General features: G+C 44.1%; 27 protein-coding genes and 1 riboswitch. Of the genes, 3 read left to right on the forward strand and 24 right to left on the reverse strand.

The window, feature by feature from the left end:
• Nucleotides 1–303 precede the first annotated feature (303 nt).
• The 9 genes from MSG33_RS01415 to MSG33_RS01455 all read right to left on the reverse strand — a co-directional run bounded on the left by MSG33_RS01415 (nt 304) and on the right by MSG33_RS01455 (nt 8188).
• Entirely contained in the window at nt 304–642 is a 339-nt protein-coding gene (locus MSG33_RS01415; RefSeq protein ID WP_006741201.1) for a hypothetical protein, read from the reverse strand.
• A gap of 633 nt (nt 643–1275) precedes the next feature.
• The gene (locus MSG33_RS01420; RefSeq protein WP_005373685.1) at nt 1276–1707 is read right to left on the reverse strand and encodes a YccF domain-containing protein; all 432 of its coding nucleotides are present in this window, start codon (nt 1705–1707) and stop codon (nt 1276–1278) included.
• A 217-nt stretch (nt 1708–1924) separates the two neighbouring features.
• Nucleotides 1925–2857, reverse strand: a complete 933-nt coding sequence (locus MSG33_RS01425; protein ID WP_248379544.1) for a Gfo/Idh/MocA family oxidoreductase — start codon at nt 2855–2857, stop codon at nt 1925–1927.
• Nucleotides 2858–2980: 123 nt separating this feature from the next.
• Entirely contained in the window at nt 2981–4636 is a 1656-nt protein-coding gene (locus MSG33_RS01430; protein WP_248379546.1) for a phosphoethanolamine--lipid A transferase, read from the reverse strand.
• Between the two features lie 22 nt (nt 4637–4658).
• Nucleotides 4659–5015 (reverse strand): diacylglycerol kinase, encoded by a 357-nt coding sequence (locus tag MSG33_RS01435; RefSeq protein ID WP_012842368.1) that lies wholly within the window; start codon nt 5013–5015, stop codon nt 4659–4661.
• A 143-nt stretch (nt 5016–5158) separates the two neighbouring features.
• Complete coding sequence (locus MSG33_RS01440) at nt 5159–5551, reverse strand: glycine zipper family protein (protein ID WP_005396344.1); 393 nt, start codon at nt 5549–5551, stop codon at nt 5159–5161.
• A gap of 117 nt (nt 5552–5668) precedes the next feature.
• Nucleotides 5669–6964, reverse strand: coding sequence for an ATP-binding protein (locus MSG33_RS01445; protein WP_048624808.1), 1296 nt, complete (start codon nt 6962–6964; stop codon nt 5669–5671).
• Nucleotides 6964–7677: a response regulator gene (locus MSG33_RS01450; RefSeq protein WP_005396348.1), complete on the reverse strand. Its 714-nt coding sequence runs from the start codon at nt 7675–7677 to the stop codon at nt 6964–6966. The genes MSG33_RS01445 and MSG33_RS01450 overlap by 1 nt, the downstream gene beginning before the upstream one ends.
• Before the next feature lie 214 nt (nt 7678–7891).
• Nucleotides 7892–8188: an isoamylase early set domain-containing protein gene (locus MSG33_RS01455; RefSeq protein ID WP_167427314.1), complete on the reverse strand. Its 297-nt coding sequence runs from the start codon at nt 8186–8188 to the stop codon at nt 7892–7894.
• A gap of 284 nt (nt 8189–8472) precedes the next feature.
• On the opposite strand from MSG33_RS01455, the gene MSG33_RS01460 reads away from it, so the two are divergent.
• Together MSG33_RS01460 and MSG33_RS01465 are read left to right on the forward strand one after the other, a co-directional pair.
• Nucleotides 8473–8853, forward strand: a complete 381-nt coding sequence (locus tag MSG33_RS01460; protein ID WP_167427315.1) for a hypothetical protein — start codon at nt 8473–8475, stop codon at nt 8851–8853.
• An 83-nt stretch (nt 8854–8936) separates the two neighbouring features.
• Nucleotides 8937–9536 (forward strand): thiol:disulfide interchange protein DsbA/DsbL, encoded by a 600-nt coding sequence (locus tag MSG33_RS01465; protein WP_104972344.1) that lies wholly within the window; start codon nt 8937–8939, stop codon nt 9534–9536.
• 70 nt (nt 9537–9606) lie between these two features.
• On the opposite strand, the gene MSG33_RS01470 is transcribed toward MSG33_RS01465, so the two are convergent.
• The 14 genes from MSG33_RS01470 to MSG33_RS01535 all read right to left on the reverse strand — a co-directional run bounded on the left by MSG33_RS01470 (nt 9607) and on the right by MSG33_RS01535 (nt 24264).
• A complete protein-coding gene (locus MSG33_RS01470) occupies nt 9607–9852 on the reverse strand; it encodes a hypothetical protein (RefSeq protein ID WP_005373664.1) in 246 nt (81 codons plus the stop codon).
• A 152-nt stretch (nt 9853–10004) separates the two neighbouring features.
• A complete protein-coding gene (locus MSG33_RS01475; RefSeq protein WP_167427316.1) occupies nt 10005–10448 on the reverse strand; it encodes a DUF3429 domain-containing protein in 444 nt (147 codons plus the stop codon).
• Nucleotides 10449–10458: 10 nt separating this feature from the next.
• The gene (locus MSG33_RS01480) at nt 10459–11004 is read right to left on the reverse strand and encodes a glutathione peroxidase (protein WP_005396353.1); all 546 of its coding nucleotides are present in this window, start codon (nt 11002–11004) and stop codon (nt 10459–10461) included.
• A 104-nt stretch (nt 11005–11108) separates the two neighbouring features.
• On the reverse strand, nt 11109–11765 hold the full coding sequence (gene ribB, locus MSG33_RS01485; RefSeq protein WP_006741191.1) for a 3,4-dihydroxy-2-butanone-4-phosphate synthase: 657 nt from the start codon (nt 11763–11765) through the stop codon (nt 11109–11111).
• A 113-nt stretch (nt 11766–11878) separates the two neighbouring features.
• Nucleotides 11879–12019: riboswitch (FMN riboswitch) on the reverse strand.
• A 104-nt stretch (nt 12020–12123) separates the two neighbouring features.
• On the reverse strand, nt 12124–12741 hold the full coding sequence (locus tag MSG33_RS01490; protein ID WP_140093558.1) for a triacylglycerol lipase: 618 nt from the start codon (nt 12739–12741) through the stop codon (nt 12124–12126).
• A 117-nt stretch (nt 12742–12858) separates the two neighbouring features.
• Complete coding sequence (locus MSG33_RS01495) at nt 12859–14712, reverse strand: MFS transporter (RefSeq protein WP_199804250.1); 1854 nt, start codon at nt 14710–14712, stop codon at nt 12859–12861.
• Between the two features lie 146 nt (nt 14713–14858).
• Nucleotides 14859–15617 carry a helix-turn-helix transcriptional regulator gene (locus tag MSG33_RS01500; protein ID WP_109168948.1) on the reverse strand — a complete coding sequence of 253 codons (759 nt, stop codon included), beginning with the start codon at nt 15615–15617 and terminating at the stop codon, nt 14859–14861.
• Entirely contained in the window at nt 15618–16256 is a 639-nt protein-coding gene (locus MSG33_RS01505; protein WP_248379548.1) for an HD domain-containing protein, read from the reverse strand. It abuts the gene before it with no gap.
• 248 nt (nt 16257–16504) lie between these two features.
• A complete protein-coding gene (locus tag MSG33_RS01510) occupies nt 16505–17782 on the reverse strand; it encodes a cytosine deaminase (RefSeq protein ID WP_248379550.1) in 1278 nt (425 codons plus the stop codon).
• 9 nt (nt 17783–17791) lie between these two features.
• Nucleotides 17792–19030 carry a cytosine permease gene (gene codB / locus MSG33_RS01515; RefSeq protein WP_248379553.1) on the reverse strand — a complete coding sequence of 413 codons (1239 nt, stop codon included), beginning with the start codon at nt 19028–19030 and terminating at the stop codon, nt 17792–17794.
• An 804-nt stretch (nt 19031–19834) separates the two neighbouring features.
• Nucleotides 19835–21181, reverse strand: a complete 1347-nt coding sequence (locus tag MSG33_RS01520; RefSeq protein WP_005396363.1) for a magnesium transporter — start codon at nt 21179–21181, stop codon at nt 19835–19837.
• A gap of 112 nt (nt 21182–21293) precedes the next feature.
• Nucleotides 21294–22616: an AarF/ABC1/UbiB kinase family protein gene (locus MSG33_RS01525; protein WP_248379556.1), complete on the reverse strand. Its 1323-nt coding sequence runs from the start codon at nt 22614–22616 to the stop codon at nt 21294–21296.
• A 98-nt stretch (nt 22617–22714) separates the two neighbouring features.
• On the reverse strand, nt 22715–23938 hold the full coding sequence (locus MSG33_RS01530; protein WP_248379558.1) for a biotin/lipoyl-binding protein: 1224 nt from the start codon (nt 23936–23938) through the stop codon (nt 22715–22717).
• Nucleotides 23932–24264 (reverse strand): MFS transporter, encoded by a 333-nt coding sequence (locus tag MSG33_RS01535; RefSeq protein WP_248379561.1) that lies wholly within the window; start codon nt 24262–24264, stop codon nt 23932–23934. Before MSG33_RS01535 ends, MSG33_RS01530 begins: the two co-directional genes overlap by 7 nt.
• Before the next feature lie 107 nt (nt 24265–24371).
• On the opposite strand from MSG33_RS01535, the gene MSG33_RS01540 reads away from it, so the two are divergent.
• Nucleotides 24372–25373, forward strand: a complete 1002-nt coding sequence (locus MSG33_RS01540; protein ID WP_248379563.1) for an AraC family transcriptional regulator — start codon at nt 24372–24374, stop codon at nt 25371–25373.
• Between the two features lie 90 nt (nt 25374–25463).
• On the opposite strand, the gene MSG33_RS01545 is transcribed toward MSG33_RS01540, so the two are convergent.
• Entirely contained in the window at nt 25464–26153 is a 690-nt protein-coding gene (locus MSG33_RS01545) for a hypothetical protein (protein WP_041853146.1), read from the reverse strand.
• Nucleotides 26154–26158: the final 5 nt, after the last annotated feature.

Here is a 26158-nt window from a genome sequence, read left to right on the forward strand (position 1 = left end):
AGGGCATCTCCTTAAGTAAAAGAAAAGGGCATCGATGGATGCCCTTTTTATATTAAGCCTAGGGAGTTACAGGTTATTGAGCAGCTCATTTAGTGAAAGCGCACTGAATAAATATGTCACTCCCACACAGAAAGCGGCGCCTGTAATTCCGATACTGATCGTTGTTGTAATTAAAAGAAGTGTCATCTTAGACATACAAGATCAAACTCCTTTTTTATATTTAAGTGGGGCGTTGTGCGTCTGGTTATCGTTTTGAATCATGATGCAAGCGCCCTAAGTTTATTGTTCTAATAAAAGTGATGATCACTTGTCAAAAAAGCAGATAAATAGCACCCAAACTGTCGTTAATGCGAGCAGCGGAGTGAATACTTTCTGTATAGAGGCGCCATCGGTTAGGTTGTAGATTTTGATGGATTCGTTATAGAACGCCCGCTTGAACGCCTTAAAAGAAATATCATTTTTCACATGAGATTGTTCATAGTGTAGGTGTGCTGCGTCTGATAGTTGGTATTCTAAGTCTTGGAGTTCGTACTCTTTGTTAAGAAATGCCTCCCAAGCCGAAAGACGGGCTATCGTTTTTGGAGATTGATTACCCTTTAACTTCTCTAGACGTTTGGCATAAGCAGCTTGATATTTATCCACGGTGTATTCCTGTCTGAATAGACGTTGAGTTAGAACATTTGTAAAAAGAAAAACGAGCAAAAAAGGGGCTTTACGTTCTATGTCTGTGATAAATGCTAAGGAGCTCAATGGTCTATTTCTCTGATGTCGCGAATAATATTGATTGAACTTAAATGCGACAAACAAAATAATTTACTCAAGATAACAACGAATATTTGTTGCCTTTTAAAGAAAAGCGATAGTGATGCGAAGTGGTGGCTTTGATCGGGAAGAAACCCGCTTTCGTAACGGCTTGCGTTTACTGAGAAAAAGTAAACGCTGGAACTATCGCTGGATTGGTGTGAGTTATTTATCGTCAAAAATCATTAATATCAACTATGCTTATAGTTCGACTTTTCGTAAATGAACTCAATTTAGATGAGCGGAAATAATACTGATTTTTGAGCGTGGGTGAGCTTGGAGGGTTAAGCTAATCCATTGATTAATAAAAAAGTAAAGTAGTACAGAGCTAGGGTGAACTTCAACTTAAAGGTGACGGTATGGATATACAATCAACCATTATTGAATATGCGATAGCGATAATAGGCTTACTTTTGACGGGAGTTGCCCTCTGAGCACGATTGCCCAGAGGATAGAAAGTATACTGGCTGTTTGTTAGCGGTTGATATTGTACCGAGCCATTGCAGCTTCTTCTGACGACACAACCGTTTTACCAATTGGTGCGAGTGAAATAACCGCAAGCTTCAGGTGTTGGAGTGCAAACGGAATACCAATGATGGTTACAAAACACGCTGCGGCGGAAAGTACGTGACCGATTGCTAACCAAAGACCTGCAAAGACAAACCAAAGGACGTTGCCGATAACGCCTAGAGGGCTCGTACCAATGTCCATTTCATTGGTCAATTCATCGCGTGAAATGGCTTCTTTTCCGAATGGGAAAAAGGAAAAATTACCCATAACGATACACGCACGCCCCCAAGGTATTCCGATGATGCTAATAAAGGCTAAGATGCCGAAAAACCACCACAGCAACCCCATAAATACGCCACCAAATACAAACCAAATGATGTTACCGAGTGTTCTCATTCTATTTCCTTTACTCTTGAATGTGATGATGCTGGTTCCTGAGGGTATAGTAATGTAAAACTAGAACCACTCCGTTAATAAACGTGATCCGTTCCCTCATTCGCTTGCTTGATAGAATAGCCGCATAAGTATTAACAGAGAATGAATGACTCTCTGAAGCTACGTTTGTTTTAGTATAGAGCGTAATACTCGATTAAGCACATAGCCAAGAATTAAGCTACCTAGAGGTAACTTTCTCGATATATTGACAAATTTGCTCTGCTAACTGATGGCTAGCAATGTTGCGTTTCACTACTTCACTAGCGATTTTTCCAGATTCAACGACGTTAAACCAGTCGAGCAACATCGCATGGAAACCTTTGCTCGTCAGCATTGGCGTCCAATCTTTCAAATGGATTTTTTGCTCTTGGTTCGCTTGCCATCGTTTCCCTTCAACGAAAGAGTCGAATTCCACTGCTTTGTTAGCATAACAAGCTTGAACGCGCTCCATAGTCACACCGAAGTGACGATTCATCGAAGCGTGGAGTAAAGTATCTCCGTGTTGCCACTGAATGTCTAAACGCGCCAATTGGGCACCCTCAAGTTGATGCGTTATGTAAGCCTCTTTTAAATCGGTCTTGGCTGTCACGTTAATACTGTCTAATGGGTGAATAAAATCATCAAATATAAAGGTACGAATATCGCCTGGTAGTTGGTGACGGTTCTTTTCCCAGCGTAGCGATTTTAGGTCAGAAATGTTGCCTTGCTGTACCTCTGGCATGTGTTGGTTGTAAAGCGGAATATGACGTCGGTTGAAGCCCACATAAAGTGGTTGTTTTTCTTTTTCGGCAATATCGTACAGTTTTTCCACGTCATCAGCATTGTCCGCTAATGGTTTGTCGACAAAGGTTGGGATTCCATGTTGCAAAAAGAATGCTGCGATTTGAGGATGTACGCTTGTTGCCGCATGAATCATGACAGCATCTACGCCAAAGTGCAGAAGCTGCTGGTAGTCTTGACAGGTCTCTGAGATTCGATATTGCTTAGCCAGACTCTCAAGTGCATTTGCGTTGCGGGTACAAAATACAAGTTCGATATTTGGAAGCTGAGTGATAACGGGAAGGTATGCTTTCTGAGCAATATCTCCTAAACCAATAATACCAATTTTCATCCTAGTCCTTATTTCGATGTATGGATGGCAGGTTGTAGTATAACGCTTGGCAAGCTGATGAGTTTAAATGCCTTGTTAGAAAAGAGCCTGACTCACATTTTGAGTCAGGCTTTGTTGGTCCACTTAGGAAGTCGTGCGGCAATCTTTGAATATATCCAACTTGCCGTCGTAGGCTTGGGTTTGTACATCCATAACGCCTAATAAAGAGTGGAACACGTTATCATGTGAGTACTGGCCTGCCTTTTGCGCTTCATTCGACAAACAGTCGGTGTTTATTTGTTTCACTTGCTTAAAGCCGGAAGATAGCCACATGAGCAAAGGAACACGTTTTTGGAAGTCTGGTGCAAGGCCGTAAGGCATGCCATGTAAGAACAATCCGTTTTCGCCTAATGATTCACCATGATCCGATACGTAGATGAGAGCGGTATTATATTGAGACTCTAATGCTTTGAGTTTGTTGATGGTTTGTGCCAACACAAGATCAGTGTAGCGTATCGTATTGTCGTACGTATTCACGATTTGTTCGACGCTACAGTTTTCTATATCTGCACGTGGGCAGTCTGGTTTGAAAAACGCTTTGTCTCTAGGATAACGCTGGAAGTAGGTAGGACCATGGCTTCCTATAAGGTGCATGGCGACAACGCGATTGCCGTGCATATCCGCAACTTCTTGATCAAAGTGATCTAACAGCGCCATATCGTAACAGGTTTGACCGTTACACAGAGGACTTGCTTGCTTTCGGTTCACTTCAATTTTCTTGATCTTGTGGGCGACTTCTTTGTCTCCGCCATCATTTTCTTTCCAGATGAGGTCAACTCCAGCGCGCTGCATGATGTCGAGAGCATTATCTTGGTTATCTGCCTTGGTCCGTTCAAACTCGCTTCGCGTGAGCTGAGAAAACATGCAAGGCACAGATACTGCAGTTGCAGTGCCACAAGACGCAACCTCTTGAAATGAAATCACATCCAGCTTACTGGTGTAAGGGTTTGTCTCTCGCTTATAGCCATTGAGTTGGTAGTTCTGTGTTCGAGCGGTTTCTCCGACAACAAACACCAGTAGTGTCGGCTTGTTCTGTGCTTGCTTTACTGCGCTATCTGACTGCTTTGCATCGATTCCAATCTCGCGATACGGCTCTGGCGTGGTGAAGTATTTCTCCTTTACATACCCAGTCGTGCTGTAAACGAATTGAGTGGGAATAATGATTTTTTTCAGATAGCTGTTATTGCGACCGACAGATGCATAGTCTTGGTAGTAAACACTGGCAATAACAGCAATTACTGCAAGAGATGACAACATCGACACCAACTTCGTGAGAGAAAAATACAGCAATTGGTGGCGCTGAGATTGCAACTTGACCTTATAGACAATCATCGCAGGGACGCCCCCCATAAGTAGCGTCCAGATTACAGAATAAGCACTCAGGTAAGAGCTTGCCTCGCTCGAATCGGTTTCAGCAATATTAGCAATCATTCCAGAATCGAAAAGCGTGCCATAGTTGTAACTTGCGTAGCTCACCATACTCGAAATTATGAGCAAAATAATAAAGAATGGCTTTCCAACCCAAGGCCAACTAAATAAGTTAAAAAGGAAATTGAGCGCGGCAAGAAAGAAAATGGGTATCGTAATAATAAAACCAATTTTGACATTATCTAGGCTTGAAAAAATACCATTCAGCTCTTTGTAAATAGGAATGTTTACAACCAGCGCGAAATAGAGTGCCAACAAGAAAGTAAAGGTAACGTACGAGATACCTTTTTGTTGCAAATTATGTGTCTTCATAAGTAAATGTCTTGAATCAAAATTAGAGCAAGAACGAAGCCCAAACAAAAAGGGCAAGAGTGAGCGCAACAAATACTGCAGCCGAGCCGATATCTTTGGCTCTACCACTGAGCTCGTGCCAGTCATCGCTAACACGGTCGACAACCGCTTCTACGGCGGAATTAATAAGTTCGACGATCAGGACCAATAACAGGCTACTGATCATCAGTACTCTTTCAAATGTGGTGACTGGAAGGAAAAAAGCACAGACGGAAAGCACTAAGGCTAGAATCAATTCTTGTCTGAAGGCGGCTTCGTATTTCCATGCGGCTTTCAATCCCTGAAATGAATAGCCGGTCGCATCCATGACACGGCGTAGACCTGTTTTACCTGGCTTCAAAATATGACCTTACTACAGCTTAATAATTTAGATTGTGCATCTATCCAAACGATGAAATGAGACTAATCGTTCTTGCGTGAAACATTTGTGAATGGCATTCATCACACAACGATATAGGGTTTGAATAAGAAAAAAGAGTTGAATTAATCAAGGTCGTAGACGGTATAGCCTTTATTCTGAAGGCATTTTCGCAGTACAAGAGATTGTGTTTTGGTGGAGTCATTGCTTCCACTCAACGCTCCGGCCCCTGCTCCTACAGCACCGCCTGCAGCGGCACCCACAGCAGCCCCACCTATCCCGCTTTCTAGCGCTCCAGCTGCTGCCCCAATTAGTGCACCTGTAACTGCGCCATTAGCGGCTTCAGATTTTGCAGCTTCCGTTTTGTCTACGTTGTCCGCATACCCTTGGCAATAAAGAAAATCTTGTTCATATTTAGCAGGATCAACATTAGTCATGTCGACAACAGGCTTTTGATTATAAGTACAAGCGCTAAGAGTAGAGGCAAGCGTCATAACCAGAATAAAAGGTTTGTACATGAGTATTATCCATTTGTTCTGTGAATTTATGGATTAAATGTACACTGTTTTATTGTTGGGCTCTGTCGCTGGAGTGTATTGAAGTGTCGTCTTCTGTAAAGGAGGAAAGACGTTAACTTAACTGTCTGATTTTGGAAGACGAAGTGTGAAGCAAGCACCACCAAGTGGGCTATGAGAAATCGAAACCTCACCATGTTGAAGTTCCATTATCTGCCTGACGATCGCCAAACCAAGCCCAAATCCACTCGTGTTTTTGTTTCGGGACTCATCGGCGCTATAAAATGCTTCAAAAAGGTGAGGCCAATGCTGCTCTTCTATACCTATACCATCATCATGTACATGGATTAAGCAGCTTTGCTGATCACTTTTTATCTCAACCATAATTTGAGTATTTGCATATCGCATTGCATTGCGTAGCAGATTATCCAAGGCACGTTTTAGCAGTTTTGGATCGGCGAATGCGCGCGCGTTTTCAGAGTTTGTTTCATTGAGTGAGATTGATAATTTGGTCTCTTTTTGCCATCTCTGTTTTAACTCATTAACTAACTTGGCGAGCGCTACGTTTTCTGTTTGCAACGCCGTATCTGGGCGTTCCATTTTGGCGTAATAAAGCAGCTCTTCAACCATGTCTTCCATCTCGTCAATGTCCTCGACGATACTACGTACATGCTTTTTCTGTTGTTCGGTTAATGTAGAGTCCGATAACAAGTCAGCTTGCCACTGTAAACGAAAAATAGGAGTGCGTAATTCATGCGCAACTGCATTGGTCAGCATTTTATTGCTAGTGATCAGGCGAGAAACTTTGTCAGCCATCGTATTAAAGCTTTTGTTCAGTGTCCCAACGGATTTGGCGCTTGAGGTGCTTGCTCGTGCTTTGAAGTTGCCTGAAGCAAACTCGACCGTGACTCTTTCTAACTCACGAATTCGACGACTCAAAAACCAGATCAGCAGTATGCAATACAGAGCAAATCCGGCTAAAAAGAATAACCATACAATGTTGTCATCAAAGTTAATCGCCTGAATAACTGAGCTATCCGGATCATCGATCATTTTGAAAATAGGGGTGTCCGCATCTAGGCGGAACCATATATCCCTTTCTTCGTCGTAAGCCACGTTAACAGAGGTGTCACTTTCAAATGCTTTTCTGATGTCCTCTGGAAGTTCTTCGAGCGTGTGAGGAATCAACAAGCGATGGCTGGACGTGGCAAATTGCTCAAGCTGTTGTTGAGTGTATTCTAGTCCGTGCTCTTCGTAGATAGGATAGATAAGATCGTGGAAAGCTTGACCTTCTTGCTCTTGTAGCAGGTAATCGTAATCTGTGTTGATCTCATAGACCAAGAATTCGTAACCCCACAAACTCACCATAAATAGAATGATAAGACCGACAAAGCTTTCCAGATAAATCCGTCTCATTATTCATTCCATGCATCAGGCATAAATAGGTAGCCTTTGCCGCGAACCGTGATGATTTTTTGTGGAGAGCAAGAGGCATCGCCTAATTTTTTTCTCAATGTCACAATACGGTTGTCAATGGTGCGATCTGTACCGTCGTACTCAATACCACGTAGTGTTTTCGTTAACCACTCACGTGAGAGTGTTTTTTCTGCGTGTGTTGCGAGAACCCATAATAAATCGAACTCACCGTCAGTCAGCGCAATTTCTTCCTGGTTCATGACGCATGATTTACGTAATCGGTTTAAACACAGCACTCCAATTTGTAGACCGTTTTCGGACTCGGTAGAGGCTGCCTCTTTTCTTCTCAATAGCATGCGAATGCGCGCCAGTAGCACGCGAGGTTTGATTGGCTTGGTAACAAAGTCATCGGCGCCAATTTCTAATGCGGCGACGTGATCGAAGTCGTCATCACTCGCTGTCAGCATCAACACTTTGCCTTTGTAGCATTCACGGATTTGACGACATACGCTCAGGCCGTCTTGTCCAGGTAGCATCAAATCTAACAAAACCACGTCTGGCTGTGTGTCAATAATCGCTTCCGGTGCGTCTGTCCCGTTGTCGATACATTTGACCTGGAAACCTTGTTCAACAAAATACTCTCCCAGCATAGCTTGTAATTTGGGATCGTCTTCCACAATGATTAAAGATGGTTTGACTTGTTGTGCGTTCATTTGAGTGATGTATACAATATTTAATATCACTGGAACTTAAACAAATTTACGAATTATTTCAAATAAAGCTTTCTCAGAATAAGGTTATCGGATGAGTTGATTCGATAAATACCCCAAGTAATGATTCAAACTTAATCATTAATCACATTATGAAGTGTCTAAAAAAGGCGCAACTGTTGCGCCTTAATATGGAATATTAGAGTGAACTTACGTTTTATTCGGTGGTGCACACGACACTGTTGTCGCTGCCAAAAGCATTGGGAACATAAGCGTCGGCTTGAGGGTCGTTTTCCCACTTTGCATCATTGAGCAAGTAGCGGAACTGAACATTCTGCTCTTTAGGTAAGCGCGTTTTAAATTTAAATTGACGGCTTTTCTTCATTAATTTCATCGGTTCTGGCTGCCAGTTGTTAAAATCCCCAGCAATATGAATGGAGTCCCACTGGTCTTTATCTAGCTCGAACGTGACTTCAACTTCATCTTTTGTCTTAAAGAATCTCTTTTTAAGCATTGATCTTTCCTTGTTCGTACAAAAACTGTTCTAACTATTACTCGTGTTTCATAACGATTTCAAGTTTTATCGAATTGTCGCTGGTATCAGGTGAAGAACTATCTAAATGATGAATAGCTTAATCGCTATGAGTTCTTGTGAGAGGGGAGCGGTATTGAGAAGCCTCAAGGGTAAGGAACCGTTAACGTACCAAGTTTTTAGGCGAGGCGGAACTCAGAGTCCGTATCTTGAAGTCAAACCGTTATCATGTATTATCTTAAATCACCATTTTTGTTGATGTAGCTATGTTGAAGTTTAACCGCACATTGTTGACCGCGATAGTTTGTTTAGCCGCTATGCTTTTGAGCAGTGTCGCTCCTATGGCGAAGGCTTCAGCCCCGGTGAAAACAATTGAAGTACGCGATATTATTGTTCAACAGGCTGCTCTGCACAAACAACTTGGCGTCAATGACGACTGCGTAGAGTCACATCACGATGGGTCAACTATCAATAAGGTGCAACAGTCTCACACGAGTTGTAGCTCTTCCTGCATGGTCAAAATTCCCGCCAACTTATCTCAAAACGACTTACTGCTTCTTCCTTACAGCCTTGCATTGATTGATAGGCCTTTAGTCGAAAAAGTAGTGACAGTGATCACCAAGCTTTATCGTCCTCCGATTGTTTAATTCCTCATCTCAAATTACTTGGGGTTTTCCCCTTTTTACCAAATGAAATGATTTGGCATTTGAATGCCACAAGGAAATAAACAATGAAAAAACTACTTGCCTTATGTAGTGCACTTTTACTGACTTTTACCGCTCACGCAGCGCAATTTGAAGAAGGGAAGCACTACAAAGTTCTGGATGTTAAGAAAGCATCGAAACCTGTTGTGACGGAATTCTTTTCTTTTTATTGCCCACATTGCTACAAGTTTGAGTCGCTTATTGAGCGTTTAAAACCTGCTCTGCCAAAAGAGGCAAAGTTTGAAAAGGTACATGTGGGGTTCATGGGCGGAGATATGGCGATTCCGATGGCCAAGTCCTACGCGACGATGGTATCGCTCGGGGTTGAAGATACAATGATTCCTGCCATGTTTGCCCAAATTCATCAAAAGCGACAAGCGCCAAAAGATGACGCTGAGCTGAAACAGCTCTTCGTTGATAATGGCGTAGAAGGTAAGAAGTTTGATGCCGCTTACAATAGCTTTGCCGTAAACTCAATGCAGAAAGGCTTTGACAAACAATTTGCAGCCAGCACGTTAAGAGGGGTTCCAGGTGTGGTTGTGAACAATAAATACATTGTTTTGGCCAACGAAATTCGTACTTACGACGAGTACAATCAATTAGTTAATTACTTATTGACGCTGTAACTATAAATAGCATTGATGCTTAAAAATGGCGACGATAGAGTCGCCATTTTTTATGCTTATCACTTTCGCATTATCTAAGAACGCTTGTACATGCTTGAGTCGGAACACTAGTCATAAATATGGCATGCGGATAAAACAAGCTAGCAGCAGTGATTGCAACATTACATGGCTGAGCAATCGTAGTTTTAATCACATTGGTAAGCACGGCGCCTGTATTATTTACTGTTTGAGCGGCGGCTTGTTGTGCCTGGTAAGACACGCAACCTGTCGTTGCATTGATCATCGCAGTGCTAAACAAAAGTTTGCGAAAAAACATATTCATATCCTTTGTGAATGCTTTGAAATACTTATATGTGGATTGATTCATAAATAAAACAAAACAGTGTTCAAAATATGTGTGCATTCACGAAATGAACATTGTTTTATAAAAAGACGTTTTTTTGTGATCTTAGCACTGGACAGACCAGGCTATGAAACTAAAGCCAATCCGTGCATTACGATTACGCTGAAGGTCAGCTTGCTCCTCATTCCTTGATATCCCTTGGGCTCGGCGTCTTGTTCGACTTTCCTCACGAGTTTTTCTGCATACCAAATAGCAAGATACCCAATTGCTAAGAGTAGGGTAGCGACCGCGTAATGTTTGTGACCCTGCAGTAATGCGCCCCAAGCAAGTAAGACAAAAAGGTTGCTGAGAATTAATATATTTCTGCTAAGGCGGTGGTAGTAATGCTCAATGCCGTTACCCCAAAGGATGCCGGATAAAAAACTTAATATAACGGCGCTGTATGCGATGAAAAATTGCTGGCCACTTAAATTGAACAGTGAGATGTCAGTGAAAATTAGCCCTAAACTAAACACAAATGGAACCAGGCCTAAGTAACCGAGTTGTAGCATGGTTGAGCGTGTTGTCATGGTCGTCACCTTACAATTGTTGCTCTATCATATTGGTAAGCGTAGTACTTGTCGGTGATGTGGAGCTTGGAAAAGTGGCAATAACTTTGCCTTCAGAGCTAATTAGAAACTTATAGAAGTTCCATTTTGGTTTGATGCCAGCTTGGTTAGTAATCTCGCTGAATACGGGGTTTGCATCTACGCCTAATACTGAGGAGCGAGCCATCATTGGAAAGGTGACCCCGTAATCGAGATAACAGACTTTCGCTGTGTTTGTTTCGCTTCCTCTGTCCTGTCGGAAGTCATTACTCGGGAAACCAATGACGGTGAAGTTTTGCTCTTTGTAAGTTTGGTAGAGGGTTTCTAACTGCTCGAACTGAGGAGTGAAGCCGCACTGGCTTGCTGTATTGACGACCAGAAGCGTCTTTCCCTTAAAGCTTTCGCATAGGTCGACTTCTTCTGTTGAATTTAACAACCTTTGCTTACCTTGAAGAATATCAGGGCACTCAGATGCGAGAGCAAGCGAACTCATGGAGATAAAGCCAACGAGAGCGACGAGTTTCAGTAATCCTTTCATGGTGTTGTTCCCTTTGTTTTCAATAAGTATAACTACTCAAGTGCAAAGAGGATCGATCAAAAAAGCCGCACAAATGCGCGGCTTCTTTCAGAGCTGGGATTTAATTATGCCAGTTTTAATTCGAACTGGTTGCGGTACATCACCATGTCTTCAATCGTCAGCACTGGCATGTTGTGCAGGCGACCAAACGCAACGATCTCTGGTGCTTTTGCCATCGTGCCATCTGGGTTGGTCACTTCACATAGTACGCCAGCGGGTTGAAGCCCTGCCATTTGCATCAGGTCAATCGTACCTTCTGTGTGACCACGGCGAGTCATTACACCACCTGGACGTGCGCGCAGAGGGAATACGTGGCCCGGGCGAGCAAGATCTTCAGGTTTCGCATGCGGGTTTGCCGCCGTTTTAATGGTCGTCACGCGATCTGCTGCTGAAACCCCCGTTGTTACACCAACTTTCGCTTCAATAGAAACCGTAAATGCAGTTTGATTCGCGCTGTTGTTGTTTACCACCATTGGAGGCAGTTCCAGTTTGTCTGCTTGAGCGTCTGTTAAACATAAACAAACGATGCCGCTACATTCGCGGATCATCAACGCCATTTGCTCGTTGGTGAGGTGCTCGACTGAATAAATGATATCGCCTTCGTTTTCGCGATCTTCATCATCAAGAAGAAGTACGCCACGGCCTTCTTTTAGAGCGATAAGTGCGTTTTCAACGCGAGTAATTGGGTCGCCGAATTCGGCAAGTAGTGATGACTGATTCATGGTTAACTCCTAAATATCACCAGAATCAGGGCGGTATGAGAGATCGTCGTAAAATACGATCAAAAAGAAGCGCACCAGCATTCAACGCGATCTTACTCGCGATACTGGTGTATTCTTATTCTCTTTCATCCGGACTGTAACCGTCGGCTCTGGCATCTCACCAGATCTGCTGACCTCGACGAATCGAGCGCTCGCGGGCTCACTTGAAAAAGTATACCGCCGGTGGGGAATTTCGCCCCGCCCTGAGAACAATTAAAAATGTGCCACTTCATTCAAGTTGTGAGGAAGTGGAGCTAGGATAGTACTGCGAACTGAATAGCTTGGAAAGTCGATTCCATCTGTATGATGGAAAAGTGTGCTATCGACGGAAATAATCTGTGCGAATAAAGTGATCAATCTGCTGCGGCACGAAGGTGTTGTAAATCAGACTCGTATGCGTTTGCTTCACTTCGATATGATCTTGCATACCGTCCAGTCTTGTCTCTTCTACGGTAACCGTACCGTCCGACATGGTGTTGTCATTACGGATCAACAATGGGCGAGCGCCAATCGGCATCGTTCCTGCGATACTGCCGAGTTTTTGCGGAAAAGCCCACGCATCATCATGTTTGTTTAATCCGTGATGTGGTGAGTTTCCTAAAATTGCACCCAATCCGAGATCTTGAATCCGACCTACTATGGACGCGCCTTTAAGAGGTGAACCGATAGCGACAACATGAGAGATTAAGCTAGTGGTTGGTTTTCTGTTGGCGAGATAGCGCTTAATCATTAAACCTCCCAAGCTGTGCCCCACGAGCACGTTTGCGGTCAGTGGATTAAGCGAATGGTCGATAGAATCAAACAGTGAAGATTCATCGATAGCAACAGTGTTATAGCTGAGTACTTGCGTTTCGTATCCGAGTTTTCTCAGCTTTTGGCTAAGAGGCTGCATGACCAGCCCATGCATATAAAGACCATGTAAGATGATGATTTTCATAATACCTCCTAGATTTATGACGTTGTAGATATCCTACTCTAATTAACAAAGAACTACTTGCCCTTTGTGGTGCATATTTACGTTTTGCTGCAAAGTTTGATCGGTATAGCAAGCGTATCAGCCCAGTAAATCCTGTACTTGTTGTTGCAATTGATGACGATTTAAAGAAGCTGGGCTTAACACTTCACCGATAACAACATCCACTTTTGACCAAAAACGAGTCGGTCGTTTTGTGAGAGCATGTCCGCCTTTGTGGCTGAAAAAAGAACCCCAAAGCCCTTTTAACGCCATAGGGATGACAGGAACAGGATTACGCTCAAGGATTTTTTCCACACCAGGGCGAAACTCACCCAGTTCACCGTTAGACGTTAAGCGACCCTCAGGGAAGATACAGACAACTTCACCGTCGTTAAGCGCTTGTTCAATCTGTTCAAATGCTCGTCGATAAGTGTCGGCACACTTACGTGGAGAACAGATCGGGATAACACCGGCATGACGGAAAACATATTTAAGAACAGGCAGCTCGCTGATGGACTTGTCCATCACAAAACGAACCGGGCGAGTAGAGGTTCCCATCAAAATCAACGCATCGACATAGCTAACATGGTTAGCCACGATTAACGCAGCACCTTGTTCAGGAATATGTTGGCGCCCCTGTACTGACACACGATACATACAATGGCTGAGTAAATAACTGATAAAGCGTTGTGTAAATTCCGGTACTTGACGATAGACATAGATTGCCACGAAGAAGTTACCTATTGCCATCATGGCAAACAGTTCCACAATAGAAAGCTCTAGTGCGCTGAGTACAACGATAGAAACCAAAGCAGACACCACCATAAACAACGCATTCATGATGTTGTTAGCAGCAATGGCACGTGCACATTCCCCTTTGTTTGAACGAGATTGGATGAACGCATAAAGAGGAACAATAAAGACACCGCCGCTTACACCAACAAGGAACAGGTCAATCATGACGCGCAGATGTTTGGATTCAGCAACGAAGCTTTGCACATCATAAAAGTGAATCGGAAGTGATGGATAACTAGGGACGGCCCATAGCAAGTCGACGCCAAAGACTGTCAGACCAAGGATACCGAATGGCAAAATACCAAGCTCAACGTGGTTGAAAGAGAGCTTTTCACACAACCAAGAGCCTGTAGCGATACCAATGGAAAACAATGCCAACAGTAAAGAAACGACAGTACTGTCTGCAAACAAATGTTCACGCGCAAAGTTAGGGAATTGAGTCAGGTAAGTCGCACCCATGAACCAAAACCAACTGATGGCTAGAATAGACATCCAAATGCCTCTCTGTTTTTTTGCCACTTTTAACGTGTTCTTTAAACCAGAAATTGGTTCAAACTTCGCTTTGTCAGTCGATTGGCTAGGCATCGTTGGAATATTCACACTGCTCATAAAACCAAGCAAAGACAAGGCAATCACGACACAAGAAGCAATCAAGGTACCATTAGGAATGGCTAGCAGCAGGCCTGCGCTTAGCGTACCTATAAGAATCGAAAGGAACGTGCCCATTTCAACCCAAGCATTTCCTTTAACAAGCTCATTTGGTTTGAGCGCTTGTGGTAGCAAGGCGTATTTCACGGGACCAAAATAGGCCGATTGAGTGCCTGTCATAAACAGCAGAACCAGCATCAGCATGGCACTTTGAGTGGCAATAGCGGTTGCAGCGCAAGACATGATAGCCAGCTCGATGAGCTTTAAACGTCGTATTAATTTGGCTTTGTCCATGCTGTCAGCGACGGCACCAGCATGCGCAGAGAATAGAAAGAAAGGTAAGATGAATAAGCCTGCCGCCAAATTAACAAATAGATTAACGGATATTGGTAGGTTATCAATTTGGCTGTAAGTCACCATCAATAACAGAACGTTTTTGTAGATGTTGTCATTGAGTGCGCCAAGGCATTGCGTCACAAAGTAAGGAAAAAAGCGTTTTGAGAAAAACATGCTGGCCCCGATTAAACAAAGTCGAATGAGATAGGAGCACTTTATGCTCAATGAACGATTAAACCAGCTTTCTCTTTCAAGTGACGTTGCATGCCACCAAAAGTAACGAAATTCGTTACTTTCATTTTTATTTGTTTGTTGAGTTACTAATTTCGAGACTTCTGAGTGGGTTTTCTTTCCCATGGTTCAAATAGAGGGAACGTCCAGCGACGCATCGCAATAATGAGAGAGGTGCCGTGTTTTTCTTCCATATCGAGAGAGCTATCACTTTGGCAAGCCTGATAAAACTCATCGATGACCTTTTGCAGTTTCTGTTGCAGCTTCTTGTTGGTTGGTACGCTCATCAATCCTGTTGCCATGGACAACTGTTCATCTTCACCGGAAAAGTAGCTTTGGAAAAAGGCGTCTTGAACTTGCTGTTGGAAGAACCGTTGAATAGGGCCGCCCACCTGCCACTTAAATGTCGGAGATATACGCAAACGAATTTTGTTATTTGGCTGCAAGTCGATGATGTTCAGACGATCCAACTGAGCAAGTTTTTGCACCAGTTCCAACTCATTGAAGGTGTATTGCTGAACGATTTGTTCAAACTGATAGCCATTTACAACACAGATCGCCACGAGTAGCAGGGCTTTATCGTCAACCAACTGCTTTTCTTGCTCTAACGTTAGCGACTCTAGACCTTTATTGTGCGCAGCCGCGAGCTTAAACAGTTCCGCCATTTCTAAACCAATCAATTGGCAAATTCGTTCTAAGCGTTCAAGGCTAATGTGTTGACCTTCAGCCAGTAACCGTTTGACGCTGCCTTCACTTAAATCAAGGTGTTGTGCAACATCGATATAATGCAGCCCAGCTAATTTTAGCTGGCGTTTAAGCTCTTTAATTAACGTACGGCTTTCAGACATTTACGCTGTCACCTCGTCGTGTAATTGCTCTATATACGCTTGCATAAAGACTTTGCGTTTTTGCGCTTCGCGTCTCGCTGACTCCGTGTTCATAGTTTCAGCGATTTTGAATAACTTGGTTTGAAAGTGATCCAGAGTGAATTGTTTATCGTCGAGTTCTCGCTGTTGAGCAAAGATGTCTTTGTTATCGTAAAGTTGCGCATCAAACTCAGTGCTCACTTGTATACAGCGAGTAATGCCAATTGCGCCTAAAGCGTCCAGACGGTCGGCATCTTGAACGACTTTTGCCTCCAATGTGTTGGGTCTGATATTAGCGCTAAAGCTGTGTGCTTCTATCGCATGGGCAATGGCATCATGGTATTGCTGCGGATAATCGATACTTTCTAAAAACGCGACCGCTTTTTTGGCTGCAATGATTGAGCTCTGCTTGCGGTTTGGATGATCTTTCGGATAGGTAAAACAATCATGTAAATAGGCGGCGGGAAGCACAATAGATAAGTCGGCGCCTTCTTCCATAGCCAGTTTTTTTGCGGTGTTTACGACCCGTTGAACATGGCTTATGTCATGCGCCGCATCGACTTGCATCTCTTGCTGCATAAATTCCAAAAATTGCGATTCTATCTGGCTTAATAAGGTCATGAGTTATATCTACAACTAAAGTGAAGGCGGAAGTATGCCGAACGCAGAGAGGAATTTCCAAGTGCGATGGTGTAATTGAGATTCAGCCACCAGAACCTTGTGCAACGTTTGGTACTGAGCCGTTTTATATGGCCTTTCAATGTGTTCAGCGGTTTATGAGACAAGAATAGACAGAGCGAGCAGTGATGTTTACCAGTAGAAAAAAGGCCTGATGATGTCGTCAGGCCTTTTTCGTTTCGCCGATCTTTTTAGCGTTTGAACGTTACTTGCTCTACTTGTTCAAGATGAATATGAGTTGTCGCAGGCTGTGTTTCTGCAATCACTTTACCGTGACGAACAGAGTAGCGAACCGGCACTTGGCGACGTACTGCGTCAAAAACATTTTCTGCAGGAAGAATCAGTAAACTACCTGGCTTACCTGTTTCAATGCCGTGCTTGTCTTGAATGTTCAGTGTACGTGCTGAATTGGTGCTGATCAGATCCAGTGAGTTGTTGATTTGGTCGTAACCCATCACCTGACACACGTGCAGACCCATATGCAGCACTTGCAGCATGTTTGCAGTGCCTAGTGGATACCATGGGTCGAATACGTCATCGTGTCCAAAGCAGACGTTGATGTTGGCATTCAGCATCTCTTTTACTCGTGTTACGCCACGACGTTTCGGATAATCATCAAAACGGCCTTGTAAGTGAATGTTCACCAGAGGGTTTGCCACGAAGTTGATACCGGACATGCGTAATAAACGGAACAGGCGAGATGCATAAGCGCCGTTGTAGGAACCCATCGCTGTTGTGTGACTGGCCGTGACTTTATTTCCCATATCGAACTTGTGCGCTAATGCTGCCAGCGTTTCAACGAAGCGAGATTGCTCGTCATCGATTTCATCACAATGCACGTCGATCAGACGGTCGTATTTTTGTGCTAACTCGAATACGTAGTGCAGTGATTCAATGCCATATTCGCGTGTGAATTCAAAGTGTGGAATCGCGCCAATAACGTCCGCCCCCAATTTGACTGCTTCTTCTAGCAGCTCTTTGCCATTTGGGTAAGAGAGAATACCTTCCTGCGGAAACGCAACGATTTGGATGTCTACCCACTCTTTCATCTCTTCACGCACTTCTACCATCGCTTTTAGGGCAATTAGGGTAGGGTCTGAAACATCGACGTGAGTACGAACGTGTTGTACGCCGTTTGCGATCTGCCATTTTAAGGTTTGTTTTGCGCGCGTTTTCACGTCTTCAATCGACAGCATTTCTTTGCGCTCAGCCCAACGTTCAATACCCTCAAACAATGTGCCAGAGATGTTCCAGCTTGGCTCGCCTGCGGTTTGCGTTGTATCTAGGTGGATGTGCGGCTCGCAGAAAGGCGCCACCGCCATGCCGCCTTCAGCATCGATGGTGTCACCGTTATGATTAAGCTCCACACCGTTGCTTTCGATGCGCTTGAATTGACCATCTTCAATCAAAATTTGCTGTAGACCTTCTTGTCCTTTTAGCGTTGCGTTTTTGATCAGTAGTGTTGTCATGATGGTTCCTTACGCTGGCCGTGTTGCCAGTGCTTTTTTGTTGAGAATAGGATTAAGAATCAGGAAGCTAATTGCACCGCCAAGTACAGCGTTAATCGGTACTACGCCAGGAAGGAAGTGTCCTGCACCAACGCCAATCGCTACAGCGATAATGCCAGCCCAGTTTACGCTTTGGAACTGGGTGGCTTCAAAGTTTGCGTAGCGTTTACGGTTCGTGAAGAAGTCAGCGATGATCACGCCGCCAATCGGTGGAATTGCCAACGATAAGAAGGTCAGCCAGCCAACAAAGTTATTGTAGAGCCAGAGAGCGCAGAGTGTGCCAACAAGCCCGTTCGCCATCGAGATGTATTTACTTGGTAAGCCTGTGATGTTGGAAAATCCAAGACCCGATGCGTAGAGCGCGTTGTCGTTAGTCGTCCAAATGTTTAATCCAAGTACGATGATGGCGGGAATTAATAAGCCTTGCGCAATCATCACTTCAGAGATGTCTGATTGACCCGTCACCGACGCACCTGCCGCGCCAAAGATAAACATTAACGAGTTACCGATGAAAAATGCCACCATGGTGATCATCACGGCGCTGCGCGGCTTTTTGCCAAAGCGCACGAAATCTGCCGTTAATGTACCAGCACTGACAAAAGAGCCGACAACCATCGCGAGAGCTATTGAAAAATCGAGTGGCTCGGTTGGTTGAACCTGTTGTAGTTCGCTTATACCGCCAACACTATTTACTGCCTCTACGACAGAGTAACCGCCAAGTAGCGCAATGGCAGGAACGGCAATTGCTGACAACACCATCAGTGCGGAGATGCCAAAGTAAACGGTCGCGGTCATGAGCAAACCGGAAACGAGGATCAATGTATTGGTATCGATGCCCGTTGCTTTATGCACCGGAATCGCAAACATCGCGACACCAACTCCAAACCACCCAACTTGAGTACCACCAAGAAGAGCTGAAGGAAGCCAAGATCCTTTAGAACCAAAAGAGAAACGAGCAAGAAGGTGAGTAGAGAGACCAGTAGAAGCGCCGATGTAACCGAGGAAAGAAGTGTAAATACCGAGGATTAGGTTACCGATGAGAACAGCGAGGAAAAAATCATTAAAGGAGAGCCCAGTACCGAGAGAACCCCCTGTCCACATACTTGCGGAGAAAAAAGTGAGTCCTAACATCACCATGGTTAGTGACGCCACGCCTTTTCTGGCCGTGTCGGGAACTGGTCCAAGACTGTAGTTATTGTCTCCAGCCATTATTACCTCCGCACATTGAAATGTTAAATTATAGCACCTGGTTTTCAGGCAAACGGCGCGTATTATCGTGATGTAAATTTAATAGTCAATGATAAAATTGCAATTTAAACGTTTGCTTGGTTTTTGATGTCTATTTTTTCTTTTAATAACAATGGCTTGATTTTTTACTTATAAAGGTAAAAAGTTTGTTTTTACGTGTTTTCTATGATTTATAGACAGGTTTTCTATGTGAAATGAATGTTTTGAATTGCTATTTATGTTTATGGATTAAATTTATCTATAACTCTAGATTGTTCAGTCGATTTCTATGAAAAGAAAACGATTTCATGATAAGATTTTTGGTTTGGACGTTATTTTTTCTTTTTTGGGTATGTTTTCTTGGTTTTATTTTATGTAGGTAATTTGTTTTTGTTGAAGCTGGTATTTCTAATGGTTTAGTGGGCGAATATTTGAATTTTATAAACAGTAAACAATCTGTTGTGGGCAGGAAAAGTACAACCGAGCTCGGTCAGAGGATAAGAGAGCAATAGCCACATAAAAAAATAGCCAACCGCAAAGAGTGCGATTGGCTTATATACATGTGAACAAAATCAAGTTCACTAACAACGTCAGTTGGCTAGGTGACCCTCGGCTTAAGAAGGGTCGATTTATATAATGCAGTTACTGTGCCAACTTTAATATGCCCTAAAATACGTAGTTTCTGTGACATGCGTTGCTTAAAGTTTGAGTTTGTTTGCAATTTGCAACTGCGTTATGCAATTTGACTCTATTATGCTAATGATTGATTAATAAACAGTGGACTTTTTAGAGCATGACTAAACTCGCCGTCCCTAAAAAGGCGAAAAAACCAACCACATCTGTCACTGTTGTTAGAATCACCGAGCCAGCCAAAGCAGGGTCCAATTTAAACTTATCCAAAATAATGGGTATCAACACACCAAATAAAGCAGCGGTAATAATGTTGACGATAATGGCCAGCGCGATGGTTCCGCCTAAAACTGGCGATTGGAACCACAATCCGGCTAACCCGCCGATGATTAGCGCCCAAGCAATGCCGTTCAGTGAGCCTATGCCCAACTCATTTTTTAAGAATTTGAATCGGTTACCTGGGGTAATCTGATTAAGCGCCATCGCACGAACCATTAGAGTCAGCGTTTGGCTGCCTGCAATGCCACCCATCGATGCAACAATTGGCATTAGTACGGCCAAAGCCACCACTTGAGCAATCACGTCTTCAAATAGCCCGATAGTGACAGACGCTAAAATTGCAGTCAGCAAATTGATGCCCAGCCACACGCCGCGTTTTTGTGAGCTTTTTAATACTGGCGCAAACAAGTCATCGCCTTCATCCATACCAGTACCGGCCATTAAGCGCGCTTCGTAGATTTCACGTTGCGTACTTAATGCAAATTGCCAATCGACTTCACCAATCAGAGTTTGGTCTGCATCAGTCACAGGCAGAGCGGGCAGTGTGCTGTGCTCTAATGCTTCTACCGCTTCGGGAAGCATCATCTTACTGTCTAGCACCGTCACCGCTTCAATAACGAGTGTTTTCAAGCGAGTATCAGGATCACTACGTAAAATTTCGTAGTAATTGACTGTCCCTCGATACTGTTTATTACGGTTGATCAGGTAGACCTGTTGAGGCGTGTCGTAGCTATAGCGCTCCATTAACTGCTTAGCCGTTCCAATCGTAATATTAAAGGGCAGGGTGATGATTTTACGCTCAGCCCAGTGGCCGAGTTCTTCATCTTCATATTCGTTTGCCTGATCGTAAAGCTCTAACTCATCTTTTTCGATTAACGCGAGCGCTTCGTTGATGATCGACTCAGGCAACGAATCCGCCCATTCGATCAGCGATAAGTTATCAAGTTTAGCGAGGGTGAGTTTTAGCTCGACTTCAGATAATGCATTGATGATAGAAAAACGTACGTCGGCACGCATTTCCGTTAACACGTCGATATGCAGTTCTAGTGGCAAAGCTCGCCATAAGCGAACACGATCATCGATTGGAAAGGCTTCCAGAATTAGGGCGACTGCGCCAGGTTCGAGACCCGCTTCAATAGATTCATTGAGCGTTGCGACTTGATCCGCTTCTTCGGCTTGGCCAATTTGCTGGATTAGAGTGGAGAGATCTTGAAACTTGCTCACCGAGTACCCCGATAGTTAATTCGTTTTATGGAAGTATGGCATGTTATTGAGATGCACAACTATGCATCTTAACCTTGCTCAAGGTACTTGAAAGTAACAGAAAAACAATAGGCTATTCGCTGTTGATAGTGAGATATGGCTGTACCAATTGGCGAATGTTCACTTTTGCGCCAATTCTCGCTGCGAGCAAATACATGCCACCAATTTTACGATGTAAAAATAGGGCATCGGCAGGTGGGGTATGCCAGTACTCTTGTTCCATGCTCAAAATAGTGCCAGCTTCGCGAAGTTTTTGCGCTAAGCCACTGGCTTTAAAATCATATGGCTCATCAACTAACATGGGTTCACATGCCATTTTTACTAAATCGAGAATCGCTTGGCGCTGATCAGGTAAGATGGTTTGGCTGAAGAAGCCAATTTGTTCAAGCGCGTCATTCAAGCCTTGTTCGTCATTATTCATGACGGACGCAAAGGCTTGGCGATAGCCGGCACTGAATCGTTCGCTGTATTCGCGAGTTGCACCGAAATCTAACAAGCCGATTTGGCGAGTACTTTCAATGTACAAGTAATTGGCGAAGTTAGGGTCGGTTTGCACCATCTTGAATTCGAACAGCTCTCTGAACAGCAATTCGAGCAAACTGTGCATGACAAAATCTCGCGTACTTTGATCATAATGTTCGATGTGTTCAATGGGTACGCCGTCAATAAACTCCATGGCGAGAACGGAGTCTGAGCAACTTTCAGTGTGAATCTTTGGTACGACAAAATGAGGATGCTCCTTCAAAGCATCATGGTAACGAATCGCAAATTGCGCTTCTCGGGTGTAATCGGCTTCATCATGCAGTTGCTTTTTCGCTTCTTCGAGCAATCCTTTGTAGTCGACAGACTCGGGAATCAACCCAACGACCTTGAGCAGTGTACCGACATTATCGACGTCGCTATCAATACTTTTTCGTATGCCCGGATATTGCACTTTGACGGCTAGGTTATCGCCCGCATCGCTGTAGGCTTGGTGCACTTGTCCTATTGATGCACTGGCGATTGGTTTGAAGTTAAATGATAGAAACTCAGCTTTCCAACTCGTTCCTAGCGAACTTTCCATGACTCCGTTCAGTTGTTTTGCAGGCATTGGGTCTGCGTTGGAACGAAGACGGGAGAGAATATCGGCGAGTTCAGGTTCTAAAACATCACCAGCATCCATTGAGAGCATTTGACCAAGCTTCATTGCAGCGCCACGTAGGTGAGCAAGTTGGTCTGTCAACCGTGCGATGTTTTGTGGCGTCAGCAAGAGGTCTTTCGCTTTTGGTTTATTGCCTTTGGCGATTTGTTTCGTGCCTTCTGCAATCACATTGCCTGCGACACGGGTAGCAAGTGAAGCGAACTTGCTGAACCTTGAGATACGATGGGTAGGTAGGCTTCTTTCCTTTGCCGACATGAATCTTCTCCGCTATTTACTAACTAATTGTTATACGGGAAAAGGATGTGTTTGGATACAAATGAAAAAACCGCCAGCGAAACTGGCGGTTTGTGAGTTTAGATGGAGTAGAAGAAGTACAGCTGAGACTTCATTCGAATGATGATCCCGCGAATCACATCCAAGAAGGCCATGAAGCCTATCGGTTTTTCACCGCTGACCCATGCGAGGCCAACAGAGCCAACAGGAATGTCGTAGCCTTCTGGCTCATCAATCTTAAGACGAACAAAGTGGTGTTTGTTCTGTAAGTTCTTGCCGGTTGTCACGCGAACAGAATCATCGAAACCCAGCAGATTACCTTGTGACTCACCTGTTGCTTCAACAATGCCTTCGACGGTCGCTGAGAAGATCTTGCCTGGGTAAACGGACGAAGAGAATTCCGCTGGCTGACCCGGTTTGATGTTACGAACCGCCTGGTGGTTGACTCGCATCAGCACATACTTCTCGTTAGTGTACATATTAATACGTGGCATCATCGAAACACGCTGACCTTCACGCAGGATAAAGTTGGTGACAAAGCCATCTGTTGGGGCATGAACTTTTGTGCTATTCAAATCCCATTGCGCTTTTGCAATTTGCTCTTCAGCTTGGCGCAGTTCGGCTTGTTTGGTTTCAACTGCAAGTTCCGCTTTATGAATCGCCAGTTTTGCACGGGAAATATCGACTTGTTTCTTCTTAATTTGAGACTCAAGGGTTAACACGTTGTGACGTGCCATATCAACCGCACTCGATTGTTTGTCGATATCGCTTTCCGTGATGGTGTTTTGCACCACTCGGTTTTGCTCAACATAACGATCTAGCATCTTTTTCTGCAATTTGTAGTCAACGTTCGCCGCTTCCAATTGGCTCTTTGATGTTTCTAGATCTTGCACCAATGCTTGATGATTCGCTTCTTCAATCTCGATGTCGCCTTTTGCCGTAGCTAATGCGACTCGTGCAGAATCGGCGGATACGTTCGCCTGATTTAATGCGATTTCGTATTGAGTTGGGTCAAGTTCATAAATAAGCTGACCTTCTTTAACTTGTTGATTTGGCTTAATGTAAATATGGTCAACTTTACCCTTCACATTGGTTGAATCTGGACGCAATTGGATGTGTGGTGACTGCACGACAGAACCACCGGATAAATCCATCGGGGTGAAGTTAATCAAACCTACCCATACGAACATCAGCCAACTCAAACCGCCAAGATAAGCGAACGATTTGGTTGCTTTGTTCCAAGGCATGCCAACCAAACGCAGCAGATAGATGAAGAGAGCCCATACCGCTAAACCTTCTAACATTCCGCTTCCTCTTTTGGCTGTGTTTCTGTTTGCGGTTTACTTCTCCATGTATCACGCAGATTGATGATGGCTTTTTCCATATCAACGAATGCAAAGATCACGGCTAGCACCCAAACCCAGTGCCAGACAAACCCAATCCAGGTGAGCGCAGTGATGAGCCCTATCTGATGATGGTCTTTGCTGTGCGCCTTATTAATTGGCAACTCATGGATTTTCCAAAAGCCGTAACACGCGCCCGCGACACTCGCGATTAAAACGACAGCAGCGACAACATGTAACGCCGTATCTGCGCCTGTACCGACAAATGGGACACTCAGTAAACTCATTAAACACTCCTCTATCAAACGGTTGGCGTATTGTGATCTGGATTTGATTTAGGTCTTTCTTTGTGACAGATTCAATCAATAGAGGATTAAATTTGATGTGATTGGTAATGAAGACGGTTCGATTTATTCGCGCGATGGGCATTCTAAACATGCATAACCTCGCGTTATCTAAATATAATTTGGGCTCGGATGCACTGGGGATTCCGTCGTCGGTATTTCACAACCCAATGACACTGATCCCGCTAAAAGCCGTCGCAGAATGGTATCGTTGTGTTGAACAAGCCAGTGGTGACCCGGATGTGGTATTGAGTCTCAGCCGAGGTATTGAACTGCAAAAGCTTGGACCTGTGGGACGCTGGCTATTTTCTGGGAATGATTTAGCCAGCGCGATTCGACGCGTTAATTATGGTGCGAGTAACTTACAATCTGGGGCGTTTTTCGCTGGCGAACAGTCGGGCAAAATCATCAAATGGACTTACCACAATCCGTTTATAGAAACGTCAGTAAAGGTGCACGATAGTATCCGCTGTGCGGTATTTATGATTAAAGTGCTACGCGAATTTCTTGGTAAAGACTATCAGCCTTTGCGCGTCAAGATTTCAGGGTCGAGAAAAAATACTGAGCGATACCGGGAATATTTCGGCTGCGAGGTGGAATGGAGTCAGCCAAAAACAGAAATATGGATCCCGGGAGATGACCGATTAGCTTCCCGCCAAGTGAGCCATCGCGAGGACAGCCGTCTAGCGATGAGTTTTTCCGATTTGGATGATTTGCTTAATATGCCCGACCCAGAAGATGAGTTGAAAGTGATTTATGAAGTGGTGAACTACAGCAGTCATTATGGATTGCCAACGTTAGAGCGCGTTTCTTCTCTGCTTGATTTATCTGAACAGCAGTTTCAACGTCGTTTGCACAAATTAGGCCTCAACTTCTCGATGGTATCCGGCTATGTATTGAGTAATGTTGCGGCTGGGTTATTGAGTAAGCGCGTGAGTATTGATGACATAGCCATGCGCCTTGGTTACACCAATGTGGCGAGCTTCAATCGTATGTTTAAGAAACATCGTGGATTAACGCCCAAGCAGTATGCGGGAAGATTAGAAAAGTAATGCTTCACTTGTCTTTATGAAAACAAGCAATAAAAGCCCTCAAGGTAGAGGGCTTTATTATTTTTTGTGTGGTGTTGTTTAATGTAATAGCTATTTCTTAGGGCGCCAGCTTAGTGCACTTGCAACAGCGCCGATGGCAATCACATCCTTTTTTTGTTCACTAAGTTCTGGGAGCATCTGTACCGCAATGGTACCGTTCGTCTGCACAGCGGCAATTTCTTGTGTGCCTTCCTTAAAGCTATAACCCAATGGAATGTCTACCGCCATCATGGCGTCGGGACTAGTATGTACGGTTTCTACATTAAAGTGGGTGCTGCCAATACGCACTACGCCAGTCTCTTTTTTCTCAAAGCTGATGTCGATGAGAGCGGATTTTGGCTCCATGGCAAATTCTCCCACTTTGACGCCATCTTGGGTGATATCACAGGTGTAAGGGTCATTCCCACCAAAATCGACGCCCATGTAGTTAACCGACATACCGCCTCCAGAGCAGCTCAGAAGCCAAGTTTCCCCGTTGTCGATACGAGTAACTTCTGCGCCCATCGTACCTTCTTTGAAAGAGATATGGTTAAACCAACTTGAGTTAGAAGCACTGCGTGAATAGTTGCCTTTGTACTTACCAGCAAAATCAAAATGACCATCTGCACCGAATCCCCAAAAATCTCCGTCGGTTTTGATCAGCATTTCTGGTTGTGCTTTTACGGCATCAGTACGATCCATGACAGCTAGGCCACCACAACCTACAAGGAGTAGGGGAGCGAATAGAGTAAGTTTCTTCATGTTTT

It is taken from the genome of Vibrio sp. 1CM7H (assembly GCF_023161645.1).
GTDB classification, from domain to species: domain Bacteria; phylum Pseudomonadota; class Gammaproteobacteria; order Enterobacterales; family Vibrionaceae; genus Vibrio; species Vibrio diabolicus.